The following is a 17,159-nucleotide window of genomic DNA, read 5'->3' as shown; positions in this document are numbered from 1 at the left end:
GTACCGGGCCCCGTTCCGGGCCCCGTTCCGGGCCCCGTTCCGGGCCCCGTTCCGGGCCCCGTACCGGGCTCCGAGCCGCCCGCCGCACGCCGGCGCGGGCGTGCGCGGGGACCGGGCCGTGACGCGCCCGGCATGCGCCCCGCCCGGGGCTCGTAGAATCGGCCCCACCATGGCCTACCTCGACCACGCCGCGACCACCCCGATGCTTCCCGAAGCGATCGGGGCGATGACCGCCCAGCTCTCCGCCACCGGCAACGCGTCCTCGCTGCACGCCGCCGGGCGCCGGGCCCGCCGTACCGTCGAGGAGTCCAGAGAGGCCCTCGCCGACGCCCTCGGAGCACGCCCCAGCGAGGTCGTCCTCACCTCCGGCGGGACGGAGGCCGACAACCTCGCGGTGAAGGGCCTCTACTGGTCCCGCCGCGACGCCGACCCCCGCCGTACCCGGGTCCTCTCCGGCCCCGTCGAGCACCACGCCGTCCTGGACGCCGTCGACTGGCTCGCGGAGCACGAGGGCGCGACCGTCGACCATCTCCCCGTGGACCGCTACGGCCGGGTGCACCCCGAGGACCTGCGCGAGGCGATCCTCCGCAATCCCGACGACGTCGCGATGATCACCGTGATGTGGGCCAACAACGAGATCGGCACCATCATGCCGGTACGGGAACTGGCGGCGGTGGCCGCGGAGTTCTCCATCCCCATGCACGCCGACGCGGTTCAGGCGTTCGGTCAGCTGGAGGTCGACTTCGCCCGCTCCGGACTGGCCGCGATGACGGTCAGCGGCCACAAGATCGGCGGCCCCTTCGGGATCGGCGCGCTGTTGCTGGGCCGGGACCACACCCCCGTACCCGTGCTGCACGGCGGCGGCCAGGAGCGGCACGTGCGCTCCGGCACCCTGGACGTGCCCGCCGTCGCCTCCTTCGCGGTCGCCGGACGGCTGGCGGCCGAGCGGCGCGAGCAGTTCGCGCGGCGGGTGGGCTCCCTGCGCGACGACCTCGTGGCCGCCGTGCGCCGAGCCGTGCCGGACGCCGTCCTCGGCGGCGACCCGGACCCGGCCGGACGCCTCCCGGCGAACGCCCACTTCAGCTTCCCGGGCTGCGAGGGCGACTCTTTGCTGCTGCTGCTGGACGCCCAGGGCATCGAGTGCTCAACCGGTTCCGCGTGCACCGCCGGGATCGCCCAGCCCAGCCACGTCCTGCTCGCCACCGGCACCGACCCGGACCTGGCCCGGGGCACCCTGCGCTTCTCGCTCGGCCACACCTCGACCGAGGAGGACGTGAAGGCGCTCGCCGAGGCGATCGGCCCGGCGGTGGAGCGGGCGAGGACGGCCGGTCTCAGCTGAGGCGGGCGCGGCTACGCCTTCGCCGACGGCGAGGGGGAAGGGCCGGGCGTCGCCGTCGCGGCCCGCCGCACCAGCTCCAGGTAGCGGTCCCAGTCCCAGTGCGGTCCCGGATCGGTGTGGTCGGTGCCCGGCACCTCCACATGGCCGATGATGTGCTCCCGGTCGACGGGTATGCCGTGCCGGGCGCAGATCGACGCCGTGAGCCGCGCCGAGGACGCGTACATCGCCTTCGTGAGGTCCTTCGGCCGGTCCACGAACCCCTCGTGCTCGATGCCGACGGCTCGCTCGTTGTACGCGCGGTCGCCCGCCTGGTACGCCACGTCCAGCTCGCGGATCATCTGCACCACCCGCCCGTCCTGTCCGACGATGTAGTGCGTGGCGGCCCGGTGGGCGGGGTCCTGGAACACCCTCACCGCGCTGGCGAAGCTGCCCTGGGTGACATGGATGATCACCCGGTCGATCGTGAAGTCGTCGGGGCGGTCGGCACGCCGCCAGTTCGCCTCCGACGCGGCGACCCAGGTCGCCCCCGGGTAGTCCAGCTCGCCCGGCTTCCGGGGCTTCTCGACGCCGGGCACCCGCCACCACAGGCGCTTCACCCGGTCCCGCGCGAGCACGGCGGCCGTGCCGGCGGCCGCCACCGCACCGCCGCCGATCAGCAGGGCGCGCCGGCTGACGCCGTTGGCCGGCGTCTTCCGCGACGACGAATCTGCGGGCTGGTCCGACGCCCGGGTGCTCTCGTTGTTCCCCATGTGATCGTCAACGCGTATCCGCGAGCGTTCGGTTCCCGGTGACCCGTACCCTGGGGGAGCTATGACTCAGACTTCCCAGCGCCCCCTGCGTGTCCTCGCCGCGATGTCGGGCGGCGTGGACTCCGCCGTCGCCGCCGCCCGCGCCGCCGAGGCGGGCCACGACGTGACCGGTGTCCACCTCGCCCTGTCCGCGAACCCCCAGTCCTTCCGGACCGGGGCCCGCGGGTGTTGCACGATCGAGGACTCCCGGGACGCCCGCCGCGCGGCCGACGTCATCGGTATCCCGTTCTACGTCTGGGACCTGGCGGAACGCTTCCGCGAGGACGTCGTCGAGGACTTCGTCGCCGAGTACGAGGCCGGGCGTACGCCCAACCCGTGCCTGCGCTGCAACGAGAAGATCAAGTTCGCCGCGCTGCTCGACAAGGCCCTCGCCCTCGGCTTCGACGCCGTGTGCACCGGCCACTACGCCACGGTGGTGCTCGCCGAGGACGGCAGCCGTGAGCTGCACCGCGCCTCCGACATGGCCAAGGACCAGAGCTATGTGCTCGGCGTCCTGGACGAGAAACAGCTCGCCCACGCCATGTTCCCGCTCGGCGACACCCTCACCACCAAGGACGAGATCCGGGCCGAGGCCGAGCGCCGGGGCCTGGCCGTCGCCAAGAAGCCCGACAGCCACGACATCTGCTTCATCGCCGACGGCGACACCCAGGGCTTCCTGGCGAACCGCCTCGGCGGCCCGGCCGAGGGCGACATCCTCGACGAGTCCGGTACGAAGCTGGGCACCCACGAGGGCGCGTTCGGCTTCACCATCGGCCAGCGCAAGGGCCTGAAGATCGGCCACCCGGCGCCCGACGGCAAGCCGCGCTACGTCCTCGACATCTCCCCGGTGAACAACACCGTCACCGTCGGCCCGGTCGAGGCGCTCGACGTGACCTCGCTGACCGCCATCAAGCCCCGCTGGTGCGGTACGCCGCCGTCCGGCCCGGGTACGTACACCGCCCAGCTGCGCGCCCACGGCGGGGAGAGTGAGGTCACGGCCGAGCTGGTGGACGGCACCGAGCTGAACGTCACCTTCACCGAGCCGGTCCGCGGCGTGGCCCCCGGCCAGGCGGTCGTCCTCTACGACGGCACCCGGGTCGTCGGCTCGGCCACCATCGCCACGACGGGCCGCCGCGAGCGGATGCCGACGGGCGGCTGAGCACCCGCCCCTGAGTCCCGCCCCCGAGCCCGGGCCTTCGTCCGGACCGGCCGGGGGCCGACACGACGCGTGAAGCGCGCGACCGCCCCCCGGCTCAGGACGCCTGCCGGTAGGCGTACACGTCCCGGGCGAAGAAGTCCGCCAGCACCGGGGCGAGCACGTGGGGCGCCACCTCGCGCATCTGGCCCGTCAGCGTGCGGTGCCGGCCGCGCGGCAGGGCCTCGGCCAGGGTCCGGGTCGCCGCGCGCGCCGGGGCGCCGCTGAAGCCGCCGCAGACCACCAGCGTCCGTGCGGTGACGGCCGCGAACCGGTCCGCCGGGACCGTCCCGTCGCCCAGCAGGGCGTCGTCGTACGCCAGGGTGTGCGCCATCGCCTCCAGCTCCGCCCATCTCGGGGTGCGGCGGAGACGGGCGGCCGTCTCCGGCGCGACGCCCGTCATGGACAGGAACAGCTCCACCGCGCCGCCCCGGTCCCCGGCCGCCAGCAGCCGGTGCAGCCGGGCCGTGCAACGGGCCTTGAACAGCAGGCCGGACGCGCCCGGCGTGTAGGGCGGCTCGTACACGGCGAGCCGCTCCACCGGGAGCCCGGCGGCCGCCGCCTCCAGCGCCAGCGCCCCGCCCGACGACATCCCGAACACCGAGGCGCCCGCTCCGGCCGCACCGACGACGGCGGCGAGATCCTCGGCCTCCCGCGCCACGGTCCAGCGCCCGGCGTCACCGCTGGCGCCGCGGCCCCGGCGGTCGTAGGTGATCACTGTGAAGCGCGGGGCGAGCAGAGCCGCCAGCGGTACGTCGGCCGCCGCGGCGCTCAGCGCGCCGCCGACCAGCACCAGCGGCGGCCCCTCGCCCAGGCGGCGGTAGGCGATGGGCGTGCCGTCGGCGGAGAGAGTCCTGTCCATGGGAGTGCAGACCGCAGCGGCCCGGAAAACTCATCGCCGCGGGGAGGGAAAACGCGGCCGTTCCGGTCGAGGCGCCCGGCCGGAGCGGCGCCCTCGCGTCCCCCGGGGGCCCGCGAGGGTCCAAGGACAGCGCGGCCGCCGGGGTCCTCGACCGTACCGGTCACTTCTTCACGGGCTTGCGGGACGGGTTGTACAGCTTCTTCGGCAGGAAGGTGGACGTGGGCGCCTTCTGCGTCTGGCAGAACTCCTTGAGCGACTGACGCTGTCCGGCCTGCTTGCCCTCCTTCGGCGGAGGAACCGCCGGCGTCAGGTACGGGATGTAGACGAAGTCGCCCCTGGCCTGCGCGTCGGGCATCGCCCTTCCGTAGTACTCGAACCCGCCACCGGACGCGGCCGGCGTGAAGTCGTGGTACTTGCCGCCCCTGACGTCGGAGGCCGAGAGCTTGAAGAAGGTGTACTTCGTGATGTGCGCCCGGCTCAGACCCGTCTCCTTGCCCAGTTCCTCGACCGTCGTCCCGTCCGCGACCTCGGTCCACTGGGCGGGGTCGAAGTCGGCGACCTTCTGGTTTTTGGTGAGCATCAGGATCTTCTTGAGGGTTTCGGCCCTCTCGGGGTTCTCCATGCCGGGCTTCTTCAGGTCCGTGCCCAGCGAGACGAGCTGGCCGAACTGCTTGTCGCTGAGCGAGGTGAAGTACTGGCCGTCGGTGTCGATGTCGTCGCCGCTCGCCGACGGCTCCGCCCGGATCGAGGTGTTGGGGCCGACGAACTGATTGCCCGCCTGCCACTCGAAGAAGGAGTGACGGATGTCCTGGAAGGAGATCCCGTGCACGGACTCGGTGTTCGGGACGCCGCGGTCGGCGAGCCGCTTCCTCAGGGCCTCCCGGTAGGCGGGGGTGTTCCCGACCTCCGGTGGCACCTTCACCTTGAGGTTGGCGAGCATGCCCTCGGTGATGACCTTGGGTATAGCGGCGGTGAGGACGTCGAGCCGCTCCTCCTCGCTCAGGGCCGCGAGGGCGGTGGTCAGCGTGGCATGGGCCACGATGTGGTGCGCGGTGGTCGTCCACCCGTTGTGGTCGGTGGCCTTGGCGTACGGGTTGTCCTCGCGCCGCTGCACGGCGGGCGACGCCGGGGCCGCGGCGGCCACGGAACGCTGGGCGGCCACCGGCGCGTCCGGCACGGGCCCCGAGAGCACCCGCCTCGCGTTGGCCTCGGCCTCGCGTTCGAAGCGGTCCGACGGGTCGGACACCTTCAGCCCGGAGCCGTTGTCCGTGCCCGCGACCGGGCCCCGGCGCTGCTGTATGACATGGGTCAGCTCATGGGCGAGGGTGTGCTTGTCGCCGCCTCCCTCACCGATGACGACATGGCTGCCGGAGGTGTAGGCGCGGGCTCCGACCTCCGTCGCCGAGGCTCTGGCCGCGCTGTCGTCGTGGATGCGCACGTCGGAGAAGTCGGCGCCGAGCCGTGCCTCCATCTCGCCGCGCGTCGCGGCGTCCAGCGGCCGGCCGCCGGAGCGCAGGGTGTCATGGACGGCGGAGCGCTGTACCTGGGGCCGTTCGGCCGGCTGATGGCCGCACCCGGCGTCGTGCCGATGCCGCTCCGGCCCCTCGCTCCGTACGCCCGGCCGTCCCGCCGAGTGGAGCATCTGCAGTACGGCGGCGTTGCCGACACTGCTCTGGAGGGCGAGGAGAGCGGGCTGCGGTGACCCGGCGTCGCCGACCGGGCCGGCCGGCGGCACACGGCTCGCCGCGCGACTCTCCTTCCCGGCCGCCGGTTGCTGGACCTTGCCTTGATCGCGCATGGATCTTCTTCCGCAGAGAGTGACACTCCTTCCTGCATACCGGCTCCGCGCGCGCGGGGACATGACCGGGAGGGCAGCGTTCGACGTCTGCGGAGGCACCACCCACGGTGCCCACCGGACAGGGGCGGTGCGGCCGTGTCCGCGACGGGCCGAACGGGAGACCGCCCGAGGCGGGTCGTACGGTGGCCCCATGAACATCTGCGTCTTCCTCTCCGCCGCCGACCTCGACGACCGCTACACCGTGCCCGCCCGGGAGTTCGCCGAGCTGCTCGGCCGGGGCGGGCACACCCTCGTCTGGGGCGGGTCGGAGAGCGGCCTGATGAAGGTCGTCGCGGACGGCGTGCAGCGGGCGGGCGGACGGCTCGTGGGCGTGTCCGTCGACTTCCTCGCCGCGAAGGCCCGGACCGACGCCGACGAGATGGTCATCGCCCGCGACCTCGCGGAGCGCAAGGCGCTCCTCCTGGCGAAGGCCGACGCCGTGGTGATCATGGTCGGCGGGACCGGGACGCTCGACGAGGCCACCGAGATCCTGGAGCTGAAGAAGCACGGCAAGCACACCAAGCCGGTCGTCCTGCTGAACACGGCGGGCTTCTACGACGGGCTGCGCCAGCAGTTCCAGCGCATGGAGGACGAGGGCTTCCTCCCCGTTCCCCTGACCGACCTGGTCTTCTTCGCCAAGGACGGCGTCGGCGCGCTCGCCTATCTGGAGGAGTCCGCCGGTCACCAGTGAGCAGGGGCGTCCCTCGGACTCGATGATCACGGCTCGGCCTAGGATCGCCCCATGTCTACCCACCTCATCACCGGCGCCGGTTCCGGCATCGGGGCCGCTGTCGCCCGCCGTCTCCTGGAGCGCGGTGACGACCTCGTCCTGCTGGCCCGCGACGCCGGCCGCGCCAAGGAGTTCGCCGACCGCTACCCGGGCGCGCGCACGCTCGTCGGCGACCTCGGCAACCCCGACCGGCTGTCCTGGGCGTTCGGCCAGCAGACCATGCCCGAGCGGATCGATACCCTGCTGCACATCGCGGGCGTCGTCGAACTCGGCACCGTGGGGGAGCTCACCCCCACGGCCTGGCACTTCCAGCTCAACGCCAACCTGATCGCCCCCGCCGAGATCACCCGCCTCCTCCTCCCGCAGCTCCGCGTCTCCCGGGGTCACGTCCTGTTCGTGAACTCCGGCGCCGGGCTCGCCGCCCACGCCGAGTGGAGCGCGTACGCCGCGAGCAAGCACGGCCTCAAGGCGCTCGCCGACTCCCTGCGCCACGAGGAGCACGGCAACGGCGTACGCGTCACCACCGTTTATCCCGGCCGCACCGCCAGCCCCATGCAGGCCAAGGTGCACCAGCAGCAGGGCCAGGAGTACGACGCCGCCCGCTGGATCGACCCCGAGTCGGTGGCGACGACGATCCTGATGGCCATCGACCTGCCGCGCGACGCCGAGGTCAACGACCTCACCGTCCGCCCCGGCCGCTGACGCGACGCCCCGCGTACGCGGTGGGCGCGCGGATGACCGTAGGCTTCCCGCGTGAGCGAGAAGAGCAAGTTCAGCGGGTGCCCGGCGACCGGCATCGGGTCGATGCCCGGAGGAGACGCGAGGGAGGCGGCGAAGACCGTCACCGGCTCCTTCGCCGACGGCCAGGGCATGCCCCACCTGGCGGAACTGCCCACGCGCGGGCCGGGCGCCGACATGACCGGCCGGACCATCGGCATGCTCGTCGAGATGTACGGACACGTCGAGCCGAGCGGCTGGCGGATCAGCGACCGGCCCGGCCGCGACACCCGGCGCGCCCGTTCCTGGCTGGGTGAGGACCTGGACGCACTGGAGGAGTTCACCCAGGGGTACGAGGGCCTGCTCAAGGTCCAGGCCGTCGGTCCCTGGACCCTGGCCGCCGGACTGGAACTGCGCGGCGGCGAAGCGATGCTGGCCGACCCGGGCGCCTGCCGTGACCTGGCCGGATCGCTGGCCGAGGGAATCCGCGCCCACCTCGCGGAGGTCCGCCGGCGGATGCCCGGGGCGAAGGTCGTCCTCCAGCTGGACGAACCCTCCCTGACCGCCGTCCTGCTGGGCCGGGTCCGCTCCGCCAGCGGCTACCGCACCTACCGTGCCGTCGACCGCCAGGTGGTCGAGGCGACCCTGCGCGACGTCCTGGCCTCGGCGGGCGAGGACGGGACGACGCTCGTCCACTCCTGCGCCCCCGAAGTGCCTTTCGGGCTGCTGCGCAGGGCCGGGGCCGACGGAATCTCGATCGACTTCTCGTTGCTGACCGAGCGTGAGGAGGAGGCGGTCGGGGAAGCCGTCGAGGGCGGCACCCACCTGTTCCTCGGTGTGGTGCCCTCCACCGACGCCGCCTCGGACGCATTGTCGGACCCGGGCGGTAGCGTCATGGGAGTCAGGACGCTGTGGAGCAGGCTGGGGCTGAATCCGGGGACTCTCGCCGAGTCCGTCGCGATCACCCCGACGTGCGGCCTCGCGGGTGCGTCGCCCGCGTACGCCCGTACCGCGCTCGCCCACAGCGCCAGAGCGGCGAGGTCGCTCGCGGACAACCCTGAGTGACGGGGACGACGGGCAAACGGGAGGACGGGACGATGGCCGGCGAACAGCGGGTGGAGCAGGAGAGCTCGGTTCCGGCGGGTGTGCGGGAGGAGCACGCCCTGCTGGCCGAGCAGATCGAGGAGCACCGCTTCCGCTACTACGTGAAGGACCAGCCGGTCATCAGCGACGGCGAGTTCGACCGGCTGATGCGCTCGCTGGAGGCGCTGGAGGAGGAGCACCCGGCGCTGCGCACCCCGGACTCCCCGACCCAGAAGGTCGCCGGGCCCTACCGCACGGAGTTCACCTCCGTGGAGCACCGCGAACGCATGCTCTCCCTGGACAACGCCTTCGACGACGAGGAGCTGGCCGCCTGGGCGGACCGGGTCGGCAGGGACGTCGGCACACCCGGCCACCACTTCCTGTGCGAGCTGAAGGTCGACGGCCTCGCCGTCAACCTCACCTACGAGCACGGCCGCCTCACCCGGGCCGCGACCCGCGGCGACGGCCGCACCGGCGAGGACATCACCCCGAACATCCGGACCATCGCCGAGATCCCGCACCGCCTGACGGGTGGGGACATCCCGGCACTCGTCGAGATCCGCGGCGAGGTCTTCTTCCCCATGGAGGACTTCGAGGAGCTGAACGCCCGGCTGGTCGCGGCCGACGACAAGCCCTTCGCCAACCCGCGCAACGCGGCGGCCGGTTCGCTGCGCCAGAAGGACCCCAGGGTCACCGCCACCCGCCCGCTGCACATGGTGGTGCACGGCATCGGCGCCCACGAGGGCCTGAGCATCGACCGCCTCTCCCAGGCGTACGAGCTGCTCAACGCCTGGGGGCTGCCCACCGCCCGGCACAACAAGGTCGTCGGCTCCCTCGACGGCGTACGGGAGTTCATCGCCCACTACGGCGAGAACCGGCACTCCGTGGAGCACGAGATCGACGGTGTCGTCGTCAAGCTCGACGAGATCCCCCTCCAGGGACGCCTGGGCTCCACCTCGCGCGCCCCGCGCTGGGCCATCGCCTGGAAGTACGCCCCCGAAGAGGTCAACACCAAGCTGGTCAACATCCGCGTCGGCGTCGGCCGCACCGGCCGCGTCACCCCGTACGCCCAGGTCGAGCCGGTCGAAGTGGCCGGTTCCGAGGTCGAGTTCGCCACCCTGCACAACCAGAACGTGGTCAGGGCCAAGGGCGTCCTCATCGGCGACACCGTGGTCATCCGCAAGGCCGGCGAGGTCATCCCCGAGATCCTCGGCCCGGTGGTCGACCTGCGCGACGGCACCGAGCGGGCCTTCGAGATGCCGTCCCACTGCCCCGAGTGCGGGACGGAGTTGCGCCCCATGAAGGAGGGCGACATCGACCTCCGCTGCCCGAACGCCCGCTCCTGTCCTGCCCAGTTGCGCGAACGGGTCTTCTACCTCGCCGGGCGCAAGAGCCTGGACATCGACCACTTCGGCTATGTGGCCGCGGCGGCGCTGACCCGGCCGCTGGAGCCCGCCGAGCCCGTCCTGCGGGACGAGGGCGACCTGTTCTCCCTCACCATCGACCAGCTGCTGCCGATCCGCGCGTTCGTCCTGGACCAGGACAGCGGGCTGCCCAAGCGTGACCCGAAGACCGGCGAGGAGAAGATCGCGACGGTCTTCGCCAACCAGCGGGGCGAGCCGAAGAAGAACGCCCTCGCCATGCTGGAGGGCATCGCCGCCGCCAAGGAGGCCCCCCTCGCGCGGGTTCTCACCGGGCTCTCCATCCGGCACGTGGGCCCGGTCGCCGCCCAGGAGCTGGCCCGTCAGTTCCGCTCCATCGACCGGATCGACGAGGCGAGCGAGGAGGAACTGGCCGCCGCCGACGGGGTGGGGCCGACCATCGCGGCCTCGGTCAAGCAGTGGTTCGCCGAGGACTGGCACCGCGAGATCGTGCGGAAGTGGCGCGAGGCCGGCGTACGGATGGCGGACGAGCGTTCCGACGAGGACGAGGGACCCCGCCCCCTCGAAGGTCTCACCGTCGTCGTCACGGGCACCCTGGCGGGCCACACCCGGGACGGTGCGAAGGAGGCGCTCCAGGCCCTCGGCGCGAAGGTCGCCGGATCGGTGTCCAAGAAGACCGCCTTCGTGGTCGTCGGCGACAACCCCGGCTCCAAGTTCGACAAGGCGATGCAGCTGAAGGTTCCCGTGCTCGACGAGGACGGATTCGCGATCCTGCTCGAACAGGGCCCCGAACGTGCCGAGGAGGCGGCCCTGCCGGTCCCGGAGGCCACGCCCGGAGCCGCAGCGGAGAAGAGCACGGAGTAACCGCCCGCCGGACCGGTGTTCGCCCGGCGTTCTCCGGATCGAGACGCCTTCGAGACGCTGCTCCGGCGTGGCGCGGCCTGTGCGGGGAATGAATCGGGGCAGAGGGGCGAAGAAGGGTCGGCCGGCCCCCGAACGGCCCTGCCGTACCACTCGTTCGGGTCACCGGCGGATGGTGACGGGTGGTCGGTTCGCATTCGGGCAAGAGCTGTGGAGCGCTGCCCCTGGAAGCCTTTCGCGGCCTACTGTTGAGAGGTGCGCCCGCCGTGCACGGCCGCTCGACCGGGCCGTGGCGCCACGGGAGCGGGCGCCACCGAGGGACATCGGCACCGCCGGCTGTGAGAGGGACGGAATGAAACCGACCGAGAGCGCCGCCCCGGTGTCGCGGCTGCGAGGTTTCGTCGGCCTCACGCCCCCCGTGGGCGCCGTCGTCGTGGGCATCGCCGCCCTGCTGCTGGCGGTCGGCTCCTATCGGACCGTCCAGCTGGGCCACGCGCTCTTCCCGGACGGGGCGGTGGGCTGGTCCCTCGCCGTGCTCACCGGAATCATCGTCGGCCATCTCGTGGCGCTCGGCCGCGACCGCTGGTGGGGCGGCACCGGCTCCGGGGCGGCCCTCACCCTCGCCGTGCTGCTGCTGTACGGCTGGCTGCCGGCCGTGCTGGTCAGCCTCGCCGTCGTGGTGCTCGTCGGGACCGCCCGCAGACACCGCTGGTGGCAGGGGCTGCTGCACGGCGGGGTGGACATGCTGGGCATCGGCGCGGCCGCCCTCGTGCTGGCCGCCTTCGGCGAGGTGCCCACCGTCGAGAACCCCTGGCGGCCACTCGACTGGGGTATCGCCGCCGTGCCGGAACTGCTGCTGACGGCGTCGACGTATCTGCTCGTCACCCGGGTCCTGCTGTGGTACGCGCAGGCCCCGCACAACGGCGGGCTGCCCACCATCGCCCGTACCGCGATGCTGCGGCAGGGGCTCGTCGCCGTGGCGCTCCTCGGGCTCGCCCCGCTGATCTGCGCCGTCGCGATGTCCATGCCCGTCCTGCTGCCGCTCTTCGCGGTCCCGCTGATCGCGCTGGACTCCACGCTCTGGATCGCCCGCGCCCGCGCCGAGGAGCAGCTGCGCGACCCGCTGACCGGGCTGCCCAACCGTCAGTGGCTGCTGGAGCGGACCTGGTCGGCACTGGAGGACGCGGAGAGCATCGGCACCCGCTCGGCCCTCGTCCTGATCGACCTGGACCGGTTCCGGGCGGTCAACGACACCCTGGGCCACCTGGCCGGCGACCGGCTGCTGCTGCAGATAGCGGAGCGCCTGAGGCTCGCCCTGCCCCGCGGCGCGGAGGCCGCCCGGCTCGGCGGCGACGAGTTCGCCGTCCTGCTGCCGCACACCGACTCGACGACCAGCGCCCAGCAGGTCGCCCGCCATCTGGTCGCCGCGCTGTCCTCGCCGCTCGATCTGGACGGGCTGACCCTCGTCCTGGAGGCCAGCGCGGGGGTCGCCGTCTACCCCGACCACGCCCTGGACGCCGAGGGCCTGCTGAGGCGGGCGGACGTCGCGATGTACCAGGCCAAGCGGGACCGCACGGGTGTGGAGGTCTACGAGTCCAAGCGGGACAGCAACACCCCCGACCGGCTCGGGCTCCTCGGCGATCTGCGCCGGGCGCTGGACGCGAGCGAGGTCGAGCTGCACTACCAGCCCAAGGTCCGCTTCGACGGACAGGTGGTCGGCCTGGAGGCGCTGGTGCGCTGGGTGCACCCCGAGCGCGGACGGGTCCCCCCGGACGAGTTCATCGCGATCGCCGAGTCCTCCGGCCTGATGCCGCACCTCACGGAGTACGTCCTGGAGACGGCGCTCGCGCAGGTCGCCCGGTGGCGGGCGCAGGGCCTGTTCGTGCCCGTGGCGGTCAACGTCTCCCCGCGCGACGTCCACACCCCCGGCTTCGCGGGGGGAGTCGCGGCGCGCCTGGCCCGTCACGGCGTGCCCGCGGGAGCGCTCCAACTGGAGATCACCGAGCACGTACTGCTGGAGGACCCGCAGCGCGCCGCCGACACTCTGGCCGGGCTCACCGCGCACGGCGTGAAGATGTCCCTCGACGACTTCGGCACCGGCTACTCCTCCCTGGTCCACCTGCGCAGACTGCCGGTCAGCGAGCTGAAGATCGACCGGTCCTTCGTGGCCCGGCTGGCCGTCGACCACGAGGACGCGGAGATCGTCCGCTGCACCATCGACCTGGCCCACTCGCTGGGTCTGGTCGTCGTCGCCGAGGGCGTCGAGGACGACGAGACGTGGGAACGGCTGCGGGACCTCCGGTGCGACGCGGTGCAGGGCTGGCTGGTGGCGGCCGCGATGCCGCCCCTGGAGACGACGGCGTGGCTGCGGGCGCGCGGCGAGCACGGCTGGCGGCGGCCGGCGGAGCTGAGGGCGCAGGCGGCGGCCACCGCCACCGGGTCGGCGACCGGCTCGATGAACCCGTCGCTGAACGGCGTGGCGAAAGGCGCGGCGAACGGCGTGGCGAAGGGTGCGGTGAACGGCGCGGTGAAGGGAACGGCGGAGACCGAGAGCCCCTGAGCGACCCGGGGGCGCCTCCTCCGGTTCCCGGGGGCCGCCGGAAAAGGGCTGGGCCGATCGGGGTGGGGTACCCGCTCCCGGAGGACCCCATAGGATTGGGGGCCGGCGGCACATTTTCCACCAGCCGCGTGGAAACGAGCCCCGGCCCCCGGCCAGAACCACACACCAACCCCTGAGGATCGCTGCATGCCTGGCATCACGCGCGAGGAGGTCGCCCACCTCGCCCGGCTGGCGCGTCTGGAGCTGAAGGGCGAAGAGCTCGATCACTTCGCCGGTCAGCTCGACGACATCATCGGCGCGGTCGCCCGCGTCTCCGAGGTCGCCGACCAAGACGTACCGCCGACCTCCCACCCGCTGCCGCTGACCAACGTCATGCGCGCGGACGAGGTCCGTCCGTCGCTCACCCCCGCGCAGGCGCTCTCCGGCGCCCCTGCCCAGGAGCAGCAGCGTTTCAAGGTGCCGCAGATCCTGGGGGAGGACTAACCGCCATGACGGACATCAGCACCATCATCAAGCTCACCGCGGCCGAGATCGCCGGGAAGATCGCCTCCGGCGAGCTGACCGCCGTCGAGGTCACCGAGGCCCACCTGGCCCGGATCGACGCGGTCGACGAGAAGGTCCACGCTTTCCTGCACATCGACCGCGAGGGCGCCCTCGCCCAGGCCCGTGCCGTGGACGCGAAGCGGGAGGCGGGCGAGAAGCTCGGCCCGCTGGCCGGCGTGCCGCTCGCGCTGAAGGACATCTTCACCACCAAGGACATGCCGACCACGGTCGGTTCCAAGATCCTTGAGGGCTGGATCCCGCCGTACGACGCCACGCTCACGCAGCGGCTGCGCGCCGCCGACGTCGTCATCCTCGGCAAGACCAACATGGACGAGTTCGCCATGGGGTCCTCCACCGAGAACAGCGCCTACGGCCCCACCGGCAACCCCTGGGACCTCACCCGCATCCCCGGCGGCTCCGGCGGCGGCTCCTCCGCCGCGCTGGCCTCCTACGAGGCCCCGCTCGCCATCGGCACGGACACCGGCGGCTCGATCCGCCAGCCCGCCTCCGTCACCGGCACGGTCGGCGTCAAGCCCACCTACGGCGGCGTCTCCCGCTACGGCATGGTCGCCTTCTCCTCCTCCCTCGACCAGGGCGGGCCCTGCGCCCGTACGGTCCTGGACGCGGCGCTGCTGCACGAGGCCATCGCCGGGCACGACCCGCTGGACTCGACCTCCATCGACGCGCCGGTCCCGCCGGTCGTCGAGGCCGCCCGCAACGGCTCCGTACAGGGCATGCGCGTCGGCGTCGTCAAGCAGTTCCGCGGCGAGGGCTACCAGGCCGGCGTCCTGAAGCGGTTCGACGAGTCGGTCGACCTGCTGAAGTCGCTCGGCGCCACGGTCGTCGAGCTGGACTGCCCGTCCTTCGACCTCGCGCTGTCCGCGTACTACCTGATCGCGCCGTCCGAGTGCTCCTCCAACCTGGCCCGCTTCGACGCCATGCGCTACGGCCTGCGGGTCGGCGACGACGGCACGAGGTCGGCCGAGGACGTCACCGCGCTCACCCGTGAGGCGGGCTTCGGCGACGAGGTCAAGCGCCGCGTCATCCTGGGAACGTACGCACTCAGCTCCGGCTACTACGACGCGTACTACGGCTCGGCCCAGAAGGTCCGCACCCTCATCACCCAGGACTTCGAGAAGGCGTTCGAGCAGGTCGACGTGATCGTCTCCCCGACGACCCCGACCACCGCCTTCCCGATCGGCGAGCGCGCCGACGACCCGATGGCGATGTACCTCGCGGACCTGTGCACGATCCCCACCAACCTGGCCGGCAACTCCGCCATGTCGCTGCCCTGCGGCCTGGCCCCGGAGGACGGTCTGCCGGTCGGACTGCAGATCATCGCCCCCGCCATGAAGGACGACCGGCTCTACAAGGTCGGAGCGGCCGTCGAGGCCGCGTTCGTGGAAAAGTGGGGGCACCCGCTGCTTGAGGAGGCTCCGTCGCTGTGAGTGCCATGGCAAAGAAGGCCAGTAACTTCAAGAAGTCCAAGACCGGGCTGTACATCTCGCTCGGCAGTACCGCGTTCGGCGCGATCACCGTCGCCAAGCAGGCGAAGCTCGCGCGCGAGGACAACGACGTGCTGCGGCTCGTCGACGCGGCCGTCTCCGCGGCCGCCATCGTCACCGGACTCGCGATCCTCTATCGCGAACTGAAGCGTCTCGGCGACGACGACGTCCTGCTGGGCTGAGAGGGAAAGTTTCACCGTGACTGTCACTGACCTGGTGTCGTACGAGGACGCGCTCGCGTCCTACGACCCCGTCATGGGCCTTGAGGTCCATGTCGAGCTCGGCACCAAGACCAAGATGTTCTGCGGCTGCTCCACGGAGCTGAAGCAGGACGCCAACTCCCAGACCTGCCCCGTCTGCCTCGGACTGCCCGGCGCGCTGCCGGTCGTCAACGAGATCGGCGTCGAGTCGGCCGTCAAGATCGGTCTCGCGCTCAACTGCGAGATCGCCGACTGGTGCCGCTTCGCCCGGAAGAACTACTTCTATCCGGACATGCCGAAGAACTTCCAGACCTCCCAGTACGACGAGCCGATCGCCTTCGACGGCTATCTGGACGTCCAGCTGGAGGACGGCGAGATCTTCCGGGTGCAGATCGAGCGCGCCCACATGGAGGAGGACACCGGCAAGTCGACGCACGTCGGCGGCGCCACCGGCCGTATCCACGGCGCGTCCCACTCCCTGCTCGACTACAACCGGGCCGGCATCCCGCTCATCGAGATCGTCACCAAGCCGATCGATGGAGCCGGCGCCCGAGCCCCCGAGGTCGCCAAGGCGTACGTCGCCGAACTCCGCGAGCTGATCAAGGCTCTCGGGGTCTCCGAGGCGCGCATGGAGATGGGCCAGATGCGCTGCGACGTGAACCTGTCGCTGCGCCCGCACGGCCGCGAGGCGTTCGGTACCCGCTCCGAGACGAAGAACGTGAACTCGCTGCGTTCCGTCGAGCGGGCCGCGCGCTTCGAGATCCAGCGGCACGCCGCCGTGCTGTCCTCGGGCGGCACGATCGTGCAGGAGACCCGGCACTTCCACGAGGAGGACGGCTCCACCACGGCCGGCCGCATCAAGGACAACGCCGAGGACTACCGCTACTTCCCCGAGCCGGACCTGGTCCCCGTCGCGCCCGCGCGCGACTGGGTCGAGGAGCTCCGCAAGGGCCTCCCCGAGCTTCCCCGGCTGCGCCGGGCGCGGCTCAAGGAGGAGTGGGGCGTCACCGACCACGACATGCAGTCCATCCTCAACGCGGGCGCGGTCGATCTGATCGTCGCCACCACCGAGGAGGGCGCGCCCTCCGACCAGGCCCGCAAGTGGTGGATGGGCGAGCTGGCCCGTAACGCCAACGAGACCGGCCGCGGTCTGGACGAGCTGCCGATCACCCCGGCGCAGGTCGCCCGGGTGGCCGCGCTCGTCGCCGCCGGCGACCTCAACGACAAGCTGGCCCGCCAGGTCATCGAGGGTGTCCTCGCCGGCGAGGGCGACCCGGACACCGTCGTCGAGAAGCGCGGCCTGAAGGTCGTCTCGGACGAGGGCGCGCTGTCCACGGCCGTGGACGAGGCCATCGCGGGCAACGCGGCCATCGCGGACAAGATCCGCGGCGGCAAGGTCGCGGCGGCGGGCGCGCTCGTCGGCGCGGTCATGAAGGCCACCCGCGGCCAGGCGGACGCGGCCCGCGTGCGCGAGCTGATCCTGGAGAAGCTCGGCGTCGAGGGCTGATCCCCGGCGGGCCGCCCACGGGGCGGCCCGGCCGCCGCCGATCGCGTCCC

General features: G+C 72.4%; 14 protein-coding genes. 11 read left to right on the top strand and 3 right to left on the bottom strand.

Annotated features, from left to right (window positions below; genetic code table 11):
• Positions 1–169: 169 nt before the first annotated feature.
• Positions 170–1,339 (top strand): cysteine desulfurase family protein, encoded by a 1,170-nt coding sequence (locus ACIQMU_RS01200; protein ID WP_352238330.1) that lies wholly within the window; start codon positions 170–172, stop codon positions 1,337–1,339.
• 11 nt (positions 1,340–1,350) lie between these two features.
• Here the strand turns inward: ACIQMU_RS01200 and ACIQMU_RS01195 are convergent, their stop codons facing one another.
• Positions 1,351–2,088, bottom strand: a complete 738-nt coding sequence (locus ACIQMU_RS01195; RefSeq protein ID WP_352238331.1) for a peptidoglycan recognition family protein — start codon at positions 2,086–2,088, stop codon at positions 1,351–1,353.
• A gap of 61 nt (positions 2,089–2,149) precedes the next feature.
• On the opposite strand from ACIQMU_RS01195, the gene mnmA reads away from it, so the two are divergent.
• Positions 2,150–3,286, top strand: a complete 1,137-nt coding sequence (mnmA, locus tag ACIQMU_RS01190; RefSeq protein WP_352238332.1) for a tRNA 2-thiouridine(34) synthase MnmA — start codon at positions 2,150–2,152, stop codon at positions 3,284–3,286.
• Between the two features lie 94 nt (positions 3,287–3,380).
• Here the strand turns inward: mnmA and ACIQMU_RS01185 are convergent, their stop codons facing one another.
• Both ACIQMU_RS01185 and ACIQMU_RS01180 read right to left on the bottom strand, forming a co-directional pair.
• On the bottom strand, positions 3,381–4,184 hold the full coding sequence (locus tag ACIQMU_RS01185) for an alpha/beta fold hydrolase (protein WP_352238333.1): 804 nt from the start codon (positions 4,182–4,184) through the stop codon (positions 3,381–3,383).
• A gap of 160 nt (positions 4,185–4,344) precedes the next feature.
• Positions 4,345–5,982, bottom strand: a complete 1,638-nt coding sequence (locus ACIQMU_RS01180; protein ID WP_352238334.1) for a DUF4157 domain-containing protein — start codon at positions 5,980–5,982, stop codon at positions 4,345–4,347.
• 190 nt (positions 5,983–6,172) lie between these two features.
• On the opposite strand from ACIQMU_RS01180, the gene ACIQMU_RS01175 reads away from it, so the two are divergent.
• From ACIQMU_RS01175 to gatB, 9 genes are all read left to right on the top strand, one after another.
• Entirely contained in the window at positions 6,173–6,712 is a 540-nt protein-coding gene (locus ACIQMU_RS01175) for a TIGR00730 family Rossman fold protein (RefSeq protein WP_352238335.1), read from the top strand.
• Between the two features lie 51 nt (positions 6,713–6,763).
• Entirely contained in the window at positions 6,764–7,453 is a 690-nt protein-coding gene (locus ACIQMU_RS01170; protein WP_352238336.1) for an SDR family oxidoreductase, read from the top strand.
• A gap of 51 nt (positions 7,454–7,504) precedes the next feature.
• A complete protein-coding gene (locus tag ACIQMU_RS01165) occupies positions 7,505–8,533 on the top strand; it encodes a methionine synthase (RefSeq protein WP_352238337.1) in 1,029 nt (342 codons plus the stop codon).
• Between the two features lie 32 nt (positions 8,534–8,565).
• Entirely contained in the window at positions 8,566–10,797 is a 2,232-nt protein-coding gene (ligA, locus tag ACIQMU_RS01160) for an NAD-dependent DNA ligase LigA (RefSeq protein ID WP_352238338.1), read from the top strand.
• A 349-nt stretch (positions 10,798–11,146) separates the two neighbouring features.
• Positions 11,147–13,354, top strand: a complete 2,208-nt coding sequence (locus tag ACIQMU_RS01155; protein WP_402688016.1) for a putative bifunctional diguanylate cyclase/phosphodiesterase — start codon at positions 11,147–11,149, stop codon at positions 13,352–13,354.
• A 186-nt stretch (positions 13,355–13,540) separates the two neighbouring features.
• Entirely contained in the window at positions 13,541–13,837 is a 297-nt protein-coding gene (gene gatC, locus ACIQMU_RS01150) for an Asp-tRNA(Asn)/Glu-tRNA(Gln) amidotransferase subunit GatC (protein WP_003966094.1), read from the top strand.
• 5 nt (positions 13,838–13,842) lie between these two features.
• A complete protein-coding gene (gene gatA, locus ACIQMU_RS01145; protein WP_402688015.1) occupies positions 13,843–15,345 on the top strand; it encodes an Asp-tRNA(Asn)/Glu-tRNA(Gln) amidotransferase subunit GatA in 1,503 nt (500 codons plus the stop codon).
• A 5-nt stretch (positions 15,346–15,350) separates the two neighbouring features.
• Positions 15,351–15,584, top strand: coding sequence for a hypothetical protein (locus ACIQMU_RS01140; RefSeq protein ID WP_336680144.1), 234 nt, complete (start codon positions 15,351–15,353; stop codon positions 15,582–15,584).
• Positions 15,585–15,600: 16 nt separating this feature from the next.
• Positions 15,601–17,109, top strand: a complete 1,509-nt coding sequence (gatB, locus tag ACIQMU_RS01135) for an Asp-tRNA(Asn)/Glu-tRNA(Gln) amidotransferase subunit GatB (protein ID WP_402688014.1) — start codon at positions 15,601–15,603, stop codon at positions 17,107–17,109.
• The last annotated feature ends 50 nt before the right edge of the window (positions 17,110–17,159 follow it).

Source organism: Streptomyces sp. NPDC091649 (assembly GCF_044756785.1).
Taxonomy (GTDB): domain Bacteria; phylum Actinomycetota; class Actinomycetes; order Streptomycetales; family Streptomycetaceae; genus Streptomyces.
Note: the sequence above shows the minus strand (reverse complement) of the source record. Positions and strands in the feature narration are given on the sequence as shown.

Coding starts and splice junctions, on each gene's coding strand:
- ACIQMU_RS01185 (WP_352238333.1), bottom strand. CDS start 4,184: ATGGACAGGACTCTCTCCGCCGACGGCACGCCCATCGCCTACCGCCGC.
- ACIQMU_RS01170 (WP_352238336.1), top strand. CDS start 6,764: ATGTCTACCCACCTCATCACCGGCGCCGGTTCCGGCATCGGGGCCGCT.
- ACIQMU_RS01140 (WP_336680144.1), top strand. CDS start 15,351: ATGGCAAAGAAGGCCAGTAACTTCAAGAAGTCCAAGACCGGGCTGTAC.
- ACIQMU_RS01200 (WP_352238330.1), top strand. CDS start 170: ATGGCCTACCTCGACCACGCCGCGACCACCCCGATGCTTCCCGAAGCG.
- ACIQMU_RS01175 (WP_352238335.1), top strand. CDS start 6,173: ATGAACATCTGCGTCTTCCTCTCCGCCGCCGACCTCGACGACCGCTAC.
- ACIQMU_RS01195 (WP_352238331.1), bottom strand. CDS start 2,088: ATGGGGAACAACGAGAGCACCCGGGCGTCGGACCAGCCCGCAGATTCG.
- ACIQMU_RS01155 (WP_402688016.1), top strand. CDS start 11,147: ATGAAACCGACCGAGAGCGCCGCCCCGGTGTCGCGGCTGCGAGGTTTC.
- ACIQMU_RS01180 (WP_352238334.1), bottom strand. CDS start 5,982: ATGCGCGATCAAGGCAAGGTCCAGCAACCGGCGGCCGGGAAGGAGAGT.
- mnmA (WP_352238332.1), top strand. CDS start 2,150: ATGACTCAGACTTCCCAGCGCCCCCTGCGTGTCCTCGCCGCGATGTCG.
- gatC (WP_003966094.1), top strand. CDS start 13,541: ATGCCTGGCATCACGCGCGAGGAGGTCGCCCACCTCGCCCGGCTGGCG.
- gatA (WP_402688015.1), top strand. CDS start 13,843: ATGACGGACATCAGCACCATCATCAAGCTCACCGCGGCCGAGATCGCC.
- ligA (WP_352238338.1), top strand. CDS start 8,566: ATGGCCGGCGAACAGCGGGTGGAGCAGGAGAGCTCGGTTCCGGCGGGT.